The following is a 13,450-nucleotide window of genomic DNA, read 5'->3' as shown; positions in this document are numbered from 1 at the left end:
AGATTTACTTAGCCAGCGCGGCGGTGTCAATGGCGATCATCAACTCCTCGTTGGTGGGGATGACCAGCGTGCGGACGGTGGCGCCCTCGGCGGAGATGTCGATCTCCTCGCCCCGGACCTTGTTCTTCTCGGGGTCAATCTTGATGCCCATGAACTCCAGACCGGAGACAATGCTGGCGCGGTTGTTCCCGCCGTTCTCGCCCACACCGGCGGTGAAGATGACGGCGTCCACACCGCCCATGGCGGCAGCGTAAGAGCCAATCAGCTTCTTCACGCCGTACTCGAAAACTTCAACAGCCAGGGCGGCGCGGGTGTTGCCCTCCTTCCCGGCGGCCTCCAGGTCACGGAAATCAGAGGATACACCGGACACGCCCAGCACACCCGACTTCTTATTCATAATGTTCAGCATTTCCTTGATATCCATGTTGTATTTGCCCATCAGATACTCAAGGATGCCCGCATCAATGTCGCCGGTGCGGGTCCCCATAGGCAGGCCGGCCAGAGGGGTAAAGCCCATGGAGGTGTCCACGCTCTTGCCGCCGTCCACAGCGGTGACGGAGGAGCCGTTGCCCAGGTGGCAGGAGACCAGCTTCAGCTCCTCAATGGGCTTGCCCAGCATAGCGGCAGCCCGCTGAGTGACATACTTGTGGGAGGTGCCGTGGAAGCCATAGCGGCGGACCTTGTCCTTCTCGTAGTACTCATAGGGCAGAGCGTAGGTGTAGGCCACAGGGGGCATGGTCTGATGGAAAGCGGTGTCGAACACGGCCACCATGGGGGTCCCGGGCATGAGAGCCTGACAGGCCTTGATGCCGATGATGTTGGCGGGATTGTGGAGGGGGGCCAGGGGGTTGCACTCCTCAATGGCAGCCATGACCTCGTCGGTAATCAGGACAGACTTGGCAAACTTCTCGCCGCCGTGGACAACCCGGTGACCCACCGCGTCGATCTCCTTCATGGAGCCGATGACGCCGTTTTGGGGGTCCACTAGAGCGTCCAGCACCGCCTTGATGGCCTCGTTGTGGGTTGGCATAGCCACGTCGGCCTCTTTGACTGCCTGCTTGCCCTCGGGCTTGTAGGTAAACTTACCGTCAATGCCGATACGCTCACACAGGCCCTTGGCCAGCACCTGCTGGGTTTCAGGGTTCAGCAGCTGATACTTCAGGGAGGAACTGCCGGCATTGATTACCAAAATATTCATGGGAATCGTCTCCTTCTCAAATCAAATTTGGGTTGCCTCCAGACGGGGAATGTACTACAATAGAGACAGCCCGGCTGATACTTCTATTTTAACGCTTTTTTTCCAATACGACAACCACTTTTTCACATTTCTTCCATATATTTTTTTGCCGCATTTCATAGAATCAGTCAATTGACCAGGAGGACCGCCTATGAAGACCATCGGAATCGTCGCAGAATACAATCCCTTCCACTCTGGACACGCATATCACATTCAGGCCAGCCGCTGGCTGTTTCAGGAGGAGACCGCCATTGTGGCAGTGATGAGCGGCAACTGGGTCCAGCGGGGAGAGTGCGCGATTACCGACAAGTGGACTCGGACTGAGATGGCGCTGAGGGGGGGCGTGGACCTGGTATTGGAGCTCCCCACCGTGTGGGCTGTCGCCTCTGCGGAGGGATTTGCCCGAGGGACAATGGCCATTCTGGAGGCGGCAGGCGTGGTGGATGTCCTCTCCTTTGGCAGTGAAACAGGAGAAATCACCCCCCTGCTGGAACTGGCCCGATGTCTCAACAGTCCGGTGTTCTCCCTGGTCCTCCGCCAGGAGCTGGGACCCAAAAAATCCTTTGCCCAGTGCCGCCGAAGTGCGGTGGAGCGGCTTCTGGGGCCAGGCCGGGCTGCCCTGTTGGATACTCCCAACAACAATTTAGGAGTTGAGTACCTGCGCTTCCTGCCAAATGGGATGGAGGCGGTCACCATAGCCCGACAGGGAGCAGTCCACGATGGGGAAACGGCGGGAACCCACGCCTCCGCCTCCCTGCTGCGGCGGTGGCTCCGGGCGGGAGAGGTGTCAAGGGCTTTCCCCTTTCAGTCCTTGCCCTGGAAGGGAGAAGCGGCAGATATGGCGTGGTGTGAGCGGGCCCTCATTGCCCGGCTACGCACCATGACGCTGGAGGAGGCGGAGGCTCTCCCTGGCGGTGGTGACGGCCTGGCTGCCCGGCTCCTGTGCGCCGCCCGGCAGACGGCTAAGCTGGAGGAGCTGTATTCCTTGACCAAAACCCGGACCTATGCCCACGCCCGGGTACGGCGGCTGGCCCTGTGCGCCCTGCTGGGGATCCATAAGGAGGATGTCCCCGCTGCGCCGCCCTACATCCGGGTCCTGGGCTTCAACGAGCGGGGGCAGGAACTGCTAAGAGAGATGAATACCAGGGCGTCCCTCCCCTTTTTCGTCAAACCCGCCCACAACCGCCGCCTCTCGCCACAGGCCCAGGCCCTTTTTGCCCTGGAGGAGCGTTTTACCGACTTGTTCGGTCTCTGCTTTCCCACACCGCGCCCCGGTGGACTGGAATGGACCAGAAATCCCGTTGTCATCAGGAAGCACAAAAACTGAGCCCCGCACACAAAGGAGAGTCTATGAAAACAAGAAATCATCCAATGAATCCAACCTGGCTCTGGCTGGGGGCAATCACCCTGCCTGCGGCGCTGATAATCCTGTTCGAAGCGGTGAAGGAAAATCAACCCCTGATGACCGTCTGGGTATTCCGTATCATGGCCCCGGTGGAACGGTTTTTGGGGCGGCTGTGGTCTCTCGTCCCATGTTCCGCAGCAGAGGCCCTTACTGCCCTGTTTTTAGTGGGAAATGTGATTTTTCTGGCGCGGGCCGTCGTTCTGCTCTGGCGGAAGAGGGCGGCTCTCCCCTTTCTGCGCCGCCTCTGGGCACTGGGGGCCGCCTGGCTCTGGCTATGGGCAGGACTGTGCTGGATGTGGAACGCCGCCTACTATGTCCCCTCCTTCGCCCAGCGGGAGGGACTGGAGAGCGCCCCCTGCTCGTTAGAGGAGCTGGCCGCCGTCACCGAGTACTTTGCCCGGCAGGCCGCCGCCCTGGCCCCCCAGGTCCCCCGGGACGAGGCTGGAAACTTCGAAGAAACGCCCGCTGATTTCTTCCCCAGAGGGCCGGAAATCTACTTAAATATTGCCGAAGAATTTCCCTCACTGAATATAAAGCCCGTAAAGGCAAAGCCCTTGCTGTTCTCCAGATTGCAAAGCATTCTTGGCTTTACCGGCATCTATTTCCCCTTCACCGGGGAGGCAAACATAAACGTAGACGCTCCCGCCTGTCTAATTCCCGCCACTGTTGCCCACGAAATGGCCCACCAGCGGATGGTTGCCTCGGAACTGGAAGCCAACTTTGTGGGTATTGCCGCCTGTACATCCTGTGACGATGTGGTGTTTCAGTACTCCGGGTACCTGATGGGCCTGATCCAGCTGTGCAACGCTCTGTATCCAGTCTCCCCCGAGCTCTGGTACGACATTGCAGAACGGACCTTTACTCCGGAGCTCTCCACCGACTGGAACGGCAACAACGCCTACTGGGCCGCACTGGATTCCCCCGTGGAGGATGCCGCTGGCGATGTATACGATACATTTCTCAAGAGCAACGACCAGGAGCTGGGCATCCGCTCCTATGGCGCCTGCGTGGACCTGCTGGTCAGCTACTATGGATAGAAAAAGCCGCCCGTGGGGCGTCTTTTTTATGAGAGCAAACCATAGATCAGCCTTGCCAGCAGCAGGGCCAGCACCACAAAGAACATGGGCCGAATTACCTTGGCTCCACCCTTCAAGGCCAGACTGGAACCCACATAGTTTCCAACAATCCCGCACAGAGCGGCGGGGATGCCCACGCTCCACATCACTTTTCCCGCCAGGGCAAAGGTGACCAGTGACGCCAGATTACTGGCAGAGTTGGCGACCTTGGTATTCCCGGAGGCGGTGAGCAGATCAAACCGGCACAGCCCGGTAAAGGCCAGCATAAGGAAGGTCCCCGCCCCCGGTCCGAAGAAGCCGTCATAGCCGCCGATGACCAAGCCGATCCCCAGCGCCATTGCCAGCAGCTGTCCCCGGCTCAGCTCCCCGGAGCGGTCCTCCTGGCCGAAGTCCCGCTTCAGCAGCAGAAACACCGCCATAACGGGCACCACCGCCAGCATGATGTAGTAGAGCATCTGCTCAGGCATAATCAGGTTGAGGCGCGCCCCTGCCCAGGCTCCAATCAGAGCCCCAACCGCTCCGGCCACAGCACTGGAGATATGGACATCCCCCCGCTTCAAAAAACGGCCGGTGGACAGAACAGTACCAAAGGCATTGCCGCATTTGTTGGTTCCTGAGGCGATGTGGGCAGGCAGCCCCGCCAGCAGATAGGCGGGCAGGGTGATCAGACCGCCCCCTCCAGCTACTGCGTCAATCAATCCGCCCAGAAACACCAGCGGACAGACGATTATCCAAATATGTGCCAGCTCTGAAAACTCCATTTCTCTTTCCTACTTTCCCTTAATTTCCTCCCAGTACCGCCTGGCGGCCTGCTCGGTCTTGTTGTCGCCGTACTGGTAGTACTGTGTGCCCACCAGCTCATTAGGCAGATATTGCTGCTGTACCCAGTGCCGGGGAAAGCTGTGGGGGTACTGGTATCCCTGGTCCCGCTCCTGACCGGCGGAGTCGGCGTGGACGTTTTGCAGCTCACGGGGAATACTCCCGGTTCGTCCTGCCCGGACGTCGGCCAGAGCGGTGTCGATGGCCATGCAGGCGGTATTGGACTTGGGGGCGGTGGCCAGCAGAATCACCGCCTCCGCCAGGGGCAGTTTGGCCTCAGGGAGACCCAGCTGAAGGGCGTTGTCCACACAGGCCTTCACAATGGGCACCGCCATGGGATAGGCCAGTCCAATGTCCTCGCTGGCGGAGCAGAGAATCCGGCGGATGGCGGTAATCAGGTCTCCGGCCTCCAGCAGGCGGGCCAGGTAGTGGAGGGCGGCATCTGGGTCGGAGCCCCGCAGAGACTTCATCAGGGCGGACGCGATGTCATAGTGGGCGTCTCCCTCCCGGTCGTACCGCATAGCCGACTTCTGGGCGGCGGTTTGGGCGTCGTCAAGAGTGACAAGGAGTTTCCCTTGCTCCCTGTTGGCGGCGTTGAGCAGCAGCTCGATGGCGTTCATCGCCTTGCGTACGTCTCCCCCGCAGGCAGAGGCGATATGCTCCCGGACCCCCTCCTCACAGACCACCTCCGCCTCCAGCCGCTGGCTCATAATGGAGATCCCCCGGTCAATGGCGGGGAGCACGTCCTGAGCGGTAATCTGTTTGAACTCAAAGACGCTGGCCCGGGACAGCACCGCCCCAAACACCGCGAAGAAGGGATTCTCCGTGGTGGAGGCAATGAGGGTGATCCGCCCGTCCTCCATAAATTCCAGCAGAGATTGCTGCTGTTTCTTGTTGAAGTACTGGATCTCGTCCAGGTAGAGCAGTACCCCCTCCGGGGCCAGCAGCGTGCCGATATCCGCCATAATGTCCTTGATATCGGAGATGGAGGCGGTGGTGGCGTTGAGGCGGTGGAGAGGCCGGTTGGTTCGCTGGGCGATGATGTTGGCCACCGTGGTCTTGCCTGTACCTGATGGACCGTAGAAAATCAGGTTGGGCACGCTGCCCCCCTCTACAATGCGGCGGAGCAGGCCGTTATTGCCCAAAATGTGGGTCTGCCCCACCACCTCGTCCAGACTGGTGGGCCGTATCTCGTCCGCCAAGGGACGGTATGCCATAAAAACACTTCCTAATTTTAAATTTCCTGATAGGATATCCCATATTCAAACAGCCGAAGCCTTGAATCGCTATGTACCTGAGAGATCAGTTTTTGTGTTGGGTTGTTCAGACAGATGATTCCATAAATGCTCCGATTCCTAAACTGCGGTGATTGCTCAAACCAATCTAAATAATCGGTAATCTGCCGGTATACATCGTCATAGCCGCTATCTTTTTTCAACTCAATAATATAGAGATTTCCGGCCTTATCCTCACAGAGGAGGTCCAAACGGCCAATTGGAATGATATACTGCCGCCCATACTCGCCAGGCCGCTTGTATATTGTCAGCTTCATCCCGAACACAGGCTGGCCGGACTCGATTCTGAGCGTCAGTTCGTCTTCCAGGAGCTTTTCGCTGCTAAACTGCTCCCGCTTTCCGCCCATGTCGATAGTCTTCTCTGCTGCTGTATCGCCGACATCCTCGTCCGGTTCCCTCACATATACCTGGGGCTGTTCCATATTCTTCTCAGGCAGCTTGTTGATTCGCTCCCTGAGCCCCTTAGACAGCTTAACACCTGTTGTGGCCGCGAATTTCCGCGCCTGCGTGTACTGGCCCAGCGCAATCAGGACCTGGACATAGTTGTTTGCGGCGTATGGCAAATCACGCCCCTCTTTCAGGCACTGTTCAAAGACCTCCTTAGCCTGTTGATACCGCCTCTGCTTGTAGAGACAATAGCCCAGATTGTTCAGAGCATTTTCTGCCTGCGGATAAAATCTCAGACATGCCCGGTAACATGATTCCTCTCGTTTGAAATTGCGTATCTTTCCATATGACCAGGCCATCATAAAATAGATTTGATATCTGGTAAACATAAAGAGTATTGGCCGCCCAACCGTCTGAAGGTATGCAATTGTGTTGTTCCACATTTTGAGGTCGTAGTAAGTACAGGCTAAGTATTCTCTGGCCAGAGTAGAATGGGGATATGTTTGAATATATGCCGTCAAAATGTCCACCGCCTCCTCGTCTGTCCTGCAGGCATAATAATCAGCCATCAGTTGACATAAATATTCCGTGCCATCCTGCCTGCACAGAGGATAAATCAGCTTTTGTACCTGGGACCAGAAACCCGGAAAGGCATTTTTAAATGGCTCAATCAATTCATCAAAAATATCTGTCTCCTGATATTTGCTGTCCCTCTCTTTTAATACACTGTCAGAATAGTTCAGCTTCAATTGGGCGATGCACCGTTCATATTCTCCGCAGAAAAACGCCGACACCCCATGATAATAGTACTTCTCTTCGGGCAATTTTGAGATGTTTTCGATTAACAAGGAGACCAGCTCCCTCTTTCTGACCTCTTTCAGGTCACCGTAAGTACAATATCCCGTTGAAAGATCGTGCAGCAGCCGGTAACAGAAAAGCTCCCTGTACTCCTCCGGATCCGAATGCCCCTGAAGCAGAGTATCCAATTTGTCAGACATTTCCCGCCATGTCTGCCCTGTGCCAAACAATTGGCTAAATTCTTGCTGAAGATCCCGGTTCTCCACAGCAGCCCTCCCCTTTCCAGCTAAGCCATTCCGGCAGCGGACAGCATTTTATCTCTCCCAATATGATTCACCAGCGCGATGGCCCGGCCCACTCCAATCATGGCGGCGATGGTACCGATGCCAATCCCCACCACCTGACCGGAACAAATCAGTCCCACCGCCACGGTGGTACAAACACAGCCTATATCAAAGATATTTTTGGTGAAGCCCTGGTCCCGACCGATTTTTTCCGCAATGGCCTGGACAATGCCGTCTCCGGGGTTGGGGACCAGCCGCATGTTCACTGTCATAGCGATGCCCAGCCCAGTCAAGAAAATCGCCACGGCCAGCAACATGAGATTGACAGCCAAACTGTGTTGTCCAGAGCTATATGGGATCAAGGCATCAAATAGGTTCAGCATACGGCTGAAAATCAGGCTGACAACAATCTGAAGCAGGGTCGCCGCCCGCTCCTCTCTGCTCCGCAGAAAAAGCTGGACGATGACAAACAGCACGTAGAGCAAAAAGGTCATGTCTCCAAAATTCAGAGAATAAATCCGGGATACAGAGTAGGCCACCGAGATAATGGGCGACACCCCCAGCCCCGCTTTGGTGTTCAAGGCGATCCCCAGGGCCAGCACTACCATGCCCAGGCCATAGATCAGCCAGCGATATGGATTTTTCAAATTGCCTCGCGTCCTTCTCAATGATGTTCCAGGGCTCCGCTATAGCCCTTCAGTGCCCTGCGCCGCTGCCTCCAGTCAGGCATCAGGGTATCCATCCGGGCATAAAATCCCGGTCCATGGTCGTGGTGTAGAAAGTGGACCAGCTCGTGGAGGGCCACATAGTCCCGCAGCTCCTCCGGACACCGGGCTAGTGCGGTATTCAGGGTGATATAGCCCTGAGCCCAGTGGCAGTTGCCCCACTGACTTTTCAGTGCACGCAGCCTCAAGGGTGGAAAGGCGACCCCCAGCGGCTCCACAAGGGGATAGACCCGCTTCAGGGCCTCGCTCAGAAGCCTGGCGCACTCCGCACGGGACACCGGCGGCAGGGGCTCCACTCGGCGCTGTGTCTGGCGGTTGAGCGCCTCTAAAATCCAGCCGCCCTTTTCCCGGACAAAATCGTCCGCCTGCTTGACAGAACAGCGCAGGGGGATGGAGACGCAGATCTCCCCGCTGGCGCCAATGCGCAGGTTGAGATTCTTCACGGATTTTCGGGTCAGGGTATAGGTGAGCGGTCCCTGAGGGGTGTCCACTAAACGCAGCTGCGGAAGCGCCGGTGTTACCATTTGTTCTCCACTTCCTCCGCAAACCCCAAAAAATCCTTGACAAAGATTTCCTTGCCGTCGTCCAGCAGGGCCAGACCAGTAAATTTCCCAAAAATCTGGTGCTGGTCGGACTTAATGACCCCCGCCGCGCTGGAGCAGGCGGAGCGGTCCAAAATGGGGTCAAAACGCATTTCAAACCGGCCATCGTCGCTGGTAAACTCCCACTGCTCCATATAGCGCCGGTTCCGGCGCCGGCCTGGAATTTTAAAGCGCACCTTGGACAGCTTGTGGGCCTTTCCGTTGTAGAAGAGCATATTTTCTGTGGCGGCAGAGGTGTCCCCAAAACCGTAGCCCAGATTGAAGCCGAAGGGGATCCCGTCCACCAGTCCGGAGGCGGAGGCCCAACACCAGGTATTGTGGTAGGTCCAGACGCCCCGGCCCCAATCCAAAACCCCGAAGGAGTCGGCGGGGTCCAGCATATACTCGTCCTCCCCCACTGTCACCTTGCCGGAGGCCCGCAGACAGTTGATCTTTTGGTTGAGGTAGAAGTGACCTGGTTTGTCAAAGGGGGTACAGATGACCATGGACTCCTCCGGCTCCTGGGTCAGCTCAATGTAGGCGTCCAGCGGATCCCGCCCCCGGAAGTGCTCCATGTGGGCGTACAGGAGCCGCCGGTCCTCCTCCTTCCGGAACAGCAGAGAGTGTCCCTTTCGCCCGGAGGCGCAGTCCCCCACCGCTGAGGAGGAGGGCATCCCGGTGCTCCCCATGGGCATCAACCGGACAATACTCCTGGTGATCTGCGTCTGTTCCCAGAAATTCAGCAGAGAAAAGGAATCCAGTCCCATGTAGCTGTTGTCCGCAATGGTCAGGGCCAGCCCAAACTGGCCATTCATCACCAAATAGTAGTCCCATTCCTTGATACGCAGAGGGTTCGCCTTGATCCGCTTCCTGTCGTACACTGGCAGCAGCTGCTTGGCGTAGCCCGCCTCCCGCAGATTTCCCTGTTCATCCAACAGCGGCCCCGCCGCCGTGATTTCGTGCTGTTCCATGAATCGTTCCCCTTTTGCGGGTTTTATGCATCCCGCCAATTTCACTCCATTATACTGTAAATCCTCCCATTCCGCAATTCTTTTCTGGGACAGGCAAGAAATATCTTTTTCCCGCATACCTTTAGACGTGTATTTTTCCAGAAAAGGGGCGACCAGGATGGGACGAATTATAGGAAAGGCACAGTATCGGGATATTTTGCTGGGCGCCGGACTGATGTGGGCTGCGCTGGCGCTGGTCCTGTGGCCGGAGCAGTCCATGGGAGCTATGCGGGACGGGATCAAGCTGTGCGGCAATGTGATTTTGCCCTCCCTGTTCCCTTTCTTCGTGCTTTCGTCTCTGGTGGTGGAGCTGGGAATGTCCCGCTATCTGGGCAGACTGCTGGAACCGGTCATGGCTCCCCTGTTCTGTGTCAATGGGAACTGCGCCGCCGCTCTGGCTCTGGGCTTTGTGGGGGGGTACCCTGTGGGGGCTCGGACTGCCATCCAGATCTATGAGAACGGTCAGTGTACCCGTACTGAAGCGGAGCGGATGCTGGCCTTCTGCAACAACTGCGGCCCCGCATTCATCCTGGGTGTGGTGGGAGCGGGTATTTTCGGCAGTGGGGCGGCGGGGCTGCTCCTCTACCTCACCCACCTGCTGGCCTCCCTATGCGTTGGGGTCCTGTTTCGCTTTTATAAGGCTCAGGATCGTCCCCAGCGCAGCAGGGCAGGCACTCCTCAGTTTCAGGCAGTCAGCTTTTCCAAAGCGTTTACCAGCTCAGTGACCGGGTCCCTCCAATCAACCCTAAATATCTGTGCATTTATCCTGTTCTTTTCCGTATTTTTGCGTATTTTAGCCCATTCTGGAATTCTGGACACCTTGGGTCACCTGCTCTCCCTTCTGCTGGCCCCGCTGGGAATGGACCAGACCTGGGCAGAGCGATTGCTCACTGGCCTGGTGGAGGTGTCCTCCGGCGTGTCCTCCCTGACGGACGGCTCCCTGCCCGGACGGCTGTCTATGGCCGCCTTTATGCTGGGCTGGGCAGGTGTTTCTGTACACTGTCAAGTACTGGCCTTTCTGGGGGACAGCGGTCTGTCTGTGCGCACCTACGTAACAGGAAAACTGCTCCACGGGGTCCTCTCCGCCGCTCTGACCTCCCTGCTGCTGCGCGTCTGTCCCCTGAGCAGTCCCGCCAGCTTCTATCTGGCGGAGCAGACCCAGGCAATCGCCCAGCTGGATTTTCAGCAGGCCCTTACCCTCTCCGCCGCCGCAGCCTGGGGAATGTGGCTGTTCTTCCTGGCCCTCACCGTCTATGTGGTACAAAAAAACAGTGGAAAAAAGCAGCGTAGTGTAGTATAATGGAGGCAGAATCAATTTTGCGGAGAGAGGTGAGCCATTATAAAGCTGTTTCAAACGTCCATAGAACCCCGCTGTGCCTACTGTGCCAGAAGCCGGGAGCTGGAGGCGGGACAGGTTGTCTGCTCCAAAAGGGGGGTCATGTCCGCCGGCTCCCACTGCAGCTCCTTCAAGTATGACCCACTAAAACGGGTCCCGCCTCGCCCTGTCAAACTGTCCGCCTCCAGCTTGCGGGACGAGGATTTTAAACTCTAATACTTATCTCAAAGTCCCCTGTAAAGCCGAATGGCCTTACAAGGGACTTTTCTTTGCTGACACTCCAAAGGAAGTATTTTCCCTTAAAATATATTTTAAAGTATTTTTCCTTTACAGGTGTTCCTTTGAGTGAAAAGAAAGTTTCCTGATAAATCCTCTTCATGCGACGGCATCCAACACCTCTCGCTGTGTTCGGTGACGAAGGAGGTCGCAGTCTTGGTTTTTCTGCGATATGTTTTCCTTTCCCAAACGCGGAAAGCGCTATATAATGTGTCTAATGAATCGTTTTTTTGGAAGGAGACACAATATCATGGAAATGAAGATTGCAACACGTCAATGCTGGGATCAGGGAGGATGCGCCCGTCGCTTTCACTACTATCTCACAATTGATCAGGAAGAAGCCTCTCGCCTTTTCTGCGAAAACTATGGGGTCCATATTGCGGAGGAGGGCGGCGAAGACCGTAAAATCCCCGCAATTACTACCAGCGCCTCCCGTATCGATGAGCTCCTGACGCTGCTGGTGGACAACACCGTAGGCCCTGCTGGATTGGAGGATATCATTGCGGATTGGCTGTAAGGTGAAACAGCTATACAGCATTGTGTTCTCTCATTTCTTCTTGCCATCCAGCTTTTGAAGCAGGAAAACTCCCAGTGCAATCAAGCCCAGTACGACGAAAATTCCCAACATCCCCTGCCCCAGCATCTCCAAAGCATAAATTACATTCTGATTCATACTCTTCCCTCCTTTATGAAGCCATGTTGGCAAAGTATTGCAGTACCACACCTCCGGCCACCACGGAGGCAATCTGGCCAGACACATTGGCGGCGATGGCGTACATCAGCAGATGATTCTGGGGGTCTGCCTCCAGGCCCAGCTTCTCAATGACCCGGGCAGACATAGGGAACGCGGAGATTCCCGCCGCCCCAATCATGGGGTTGATCCTGCTGCCAGGGGCAAACAGGTTCAGTACCTTGACAAACAGAACCCCCACCACAGAATCCAGCACAAAGGCCACCAGACCCAGCCCCATAATCATCAGGGTTTCCGGCTGAATGAACTGGTCCGCTTTCATAGAAAAGGAGATGGTAATGCCCAGCAGCAGCGTGATTAAATTAGCCAGTTCACATTGGGCAGTGCGGGACAGGGCGGCCAGCACACCGCACTCCCGAATCAGATTGCCGAACATGAGAAAACCTACCAGTGCCACCGAGGCAGGCGCAACCAGACCGGAAATGACGCTGACCCATATTGGAAACATAATCCGCGTTCTTCTGCTGACGCCCTGCGCGGTGTAGGTCATAGGTATAGCCCGCTCCTCTTTGCTTGTTACCATTTTAATGGCCAGAGGCTGTATGATTGGTACCAACGCCATATAGGAGTAGGCCGCCACAGCGATGGCCCCCACATATTTGGAATGAAGCACCTGAGACACCAATATAGCGGTCGGTCCGTCAGCCGCACCGATGATGCCGATGGAGGCCGCATCCCTGATATCAAAGCCCATGAACGCCGCTATGATAATGGTGAGAAAAATGCCTGCCTGAGCCGCCGCACCGCACAGAAACAGCCTGGGATTTGCCAACAGCGGTCCGAAATCAATCATAGCTCCAATGCCGATAAAGAGCAGGATCGGCATTGCCTCACTGGCCTCAATTCCCACTTCAAAGAGCCATTGAATAATTCCACGGGTCTCCCCCATCCCCTGACTGAACTGATTGACTACACCGGACAGAGGCAGGTTGACCAGGATTGCTCCAAAGCCCATAGGCATGAGCAGGGCTGGTTCCAGCTCCTTTTCAATAGCCAGCCAGATTAACAGGCCCCCAATGGCATACATGACAAGCTGCTGCCAGGTGATAGATACAAGGCCCTGCCACAGAAAAGAAAAATCCACGTTGATCCACTCCTTCTTGTTTTTAGCTATCTATATAAAAAGACCTGCGCTCCAAATCGTTGGAACGCAGGTCTGGTCATTTCAGGCACAGCCAGAGCGGCCTTATTGCCGCCCATGCTTGTTGACTGGTGCCGCACGCCCATTGGACGTGCCGACTACTCCCCTTTGTATGGAGCATATTACCATAAGAGATTTCCTTTGTCAAGGTGTCTTCCGCATAAACTTTAATTCGTAAAGTATCTTTTGTAGGAAGGGACGACCCTAGCCTGCCGCTTTACGGCCCTGCGAAGCAGGGCCAGGCCCCTTTGGCAAAGGGGCTCGAAAGATTATCATATGAAGTGCAACACAAGAAAAAAGGGAGGACAACAAGGGAAACTTCGTGTAAA

General features: G+C 56.2%; 14 protein-coding genes. 4 read left to right on the top strand and 10 right to left on the bottom strand.

Annotation, left to right across the window (positions count from 1 at the left end):
• Window positions 1-4: 4 nt before the first annotated feature.
• Complete coding sequence (locus D1646_RS00070) at window positions 5-1,198, bottom strand: acetate kinase (protein ID WP_160634457.1); 1,194 nt, start codon at window positions 1,196-1,198, stop codon at window positions 5-7.
• A gap of 190 nt (window positions 1,199-1,388) precedes the next feature.
• On the opposite strand from D1646_RS00070, the gene D1646_RS00065 reads away from it, so the two are divergent.
• Together D1646_RS00065 and D1646_RS00060 are read left to right on the top strand one after the other, a co-directional pair.
• Window positions 1,389-2,564, top strand: a complete 1,176-nt coding sequence (locus D1646_RS00065; RefSeq protein WP_160634456.1) for a nucleotidyltransferase family protein — start codon at window positions 1,389-1,391, stop codon at window positions 2,562-2,564.
• 23 nt (window positions 2,565-2,587) lie between these two features.
• Window positions 2,588-3,679 (top strand): DUF3810 domain-containing protein, encoded by a 1,092-nt coding sequence (locus D1646_RS00060; RefSeq protein ID WP_160634455.1) that lies wholly within the window; start codon window positions 2,588-2,590, stop codon window positions 3,677-3,679.
• A 26-nt stretch (window positions 3,680-3,705) separates the two neighbouring features.
• Here the strand turns inward: D1646_RS00060 and D1646_RS00055 are convergent, their stop codons facing one another.
• Genes D1646_RS00055 through D1646_RS00030 form a run of 6 tightly spaced genes read right to left on the bottom strand, consistent with a single transcriptional unit; the run spans window position 3,706 to window position 9,578 of the window.
• A complete protein-coding gene (locus tag D1646_RS00055) occupies window positions 3,706-4,479 on the bottom strand; it encodes a TSUP family transporter (protein ID WP_160634454.1) in 774 nt (257 codons plus the stop codon).
• A gap of 9 nt (window positions 4,480-4,488) precedes the next feature.
• Window positions 4,489-5,754, bottom strand: coding sequence for a replication-associated recombination protein A (locus tag D1646_RS00050; RefSeq protein WP_160634453.1), 1,266 nt, complete (start codon window positions 5,752-5,754; stop codon window positions 4,489-4,491).
• 17 nt (window positions 5,755-5,771) lie between these two features.
• Window positions 5,772-7,283: an endonuclease NucS domain-containing protein gene (locus D1646_RS23855; RefSeq protein ID WP_160634451.1), complete on the bottom strand. Its 1,512-nt coding sequence runs from the start codon at window positions 7,281-7,283 to the stop codon at window positions 5,772-5,774.
• A 20-nt stretch (window positions 7,284-7,303) separates the two neighbouring features.
• Window positions 7,304-7,948 carry a DUF6198 family protein gene (locus tag D1646_RS00040; RefSeq protein ID WP_160634449.1) on the bottom strand — a complete coding sequence of 215 codons (645 nt, stop codon included), beginning with the start codon at window positions 7,946-7,948 and terminating at the stop codon, window positions 7,304-7,306.
• A 17-nt stretch (window positions 7,949-7,965) separates the two neighbouring features.
• On the bottom strand, window positions 7,966-8,550 hold the full coding sequence (locus tag D1646_RS00035) for a YgjP-like metallopeptidase domain-containing protein (protein ID WP_160634447.1): 585 nt from the start codon (window positions 8,548-8,550) through the stop codon (window positions 7,966-7,968).
• Window positions 8,544-9,578, bottom strand: coding sequence for a DUF2804 domain-containing protein (locus D1646_RS00030; protein WP_160634445.1), 1,035 nt, complete (start codon window positions 9,576-9,578; stop codon window positions 8,544-8,546). Before D1646_RS00030 ends, D1646_RS00035 begins: the two co-directional genes overlap by 7 nt.
• 157 nt (window positions 9,579-9,735) lie before the next feature.
• On the opposite strand from D1646_RS00030, the gene D1646_RS00025 reads away from it, so the two are divergent.
• Complete coding sequence (locus tag D1646_RS00025) at window positions 9,736-10,917, top strand: nucleoside recognition domain-containing protein (RefSeq protein WP_160634444.1); 1,182 nt, start codon at window positions 9,736-9,738, stop codon at window positions 10,915-10,917.
• Between the two features lie 241 nt (window positions 10,918-11,158).
• On the opposite strand, the gene D1646_RS00020 is transcribed toward D1646_RS00025, so the two are convergent.
• Entirely contained in the window at window positions 11,159-11,332 is a 174-nt protein-coding gene (locus tag D1646_RS00020) for a hypothetical protein (RefSeq protein WP_160634442.1), read from the bottom strand.
• Window positions 11,333-11,479: 147 nt separating this feature from the next.
• On the opposite strand from D1646_RS00020, the gene D1646_RS00015 reads away from it, so the two are divergent.
• Entirely contained in the window at window positions 11,480-11,746 is a 267-nt protein-coding gene (locus tag D1646_RS00015; RefSeq protein ID WP_160634440.1) for a DUF6514 family protein, read from the top strand.
• 30 nt (window positions 11,747-11,776) lie between these two features.
• On the opposite strand, the gene D1646_RS00010 is transcribed toward D1646_RS00015, so the two are convergent.
• Entirely contained in the window at window positions 11,777-11,902 is a 126-nt protein-coding gene (locus D1646_RS00010) for a sodium pump decarboxylase gamma subunit (protein ID WP_160634438.1), read from the bottom strand.
• A gap of 13 nt (window positions 11,903-11,915) precedes the next feature.
• On the bottom strand, window positions 11,916-13,007 hold the full coding sequence (locus tag D1646_RS00005) for a sodium ion-translocating decarboxylase subunit beta (RefSeq protein WP_160634591.1): 1,092 nt from the start codon (window positions 13,005-13,007) through the stop codon (window positions 11,916-11,918).
• Window positions 13,008-13,450 lie beyond the last annotated feature (443 nt).

This window comes from Pseudoflavonifractor sp. 60 (assembly GCF_009911645.1).
Classification (GTDB): domain Bacteria; phylum Bacillota; class Clostridia; order Oscillospirales; family Oscillospiraceae; genus Lawsonibacter.
The sequence above is the reverse complement of the archived record's forward strand: the minus strand, read 5'-3'. Positions and strand labels throughout refer to the sequence as shown.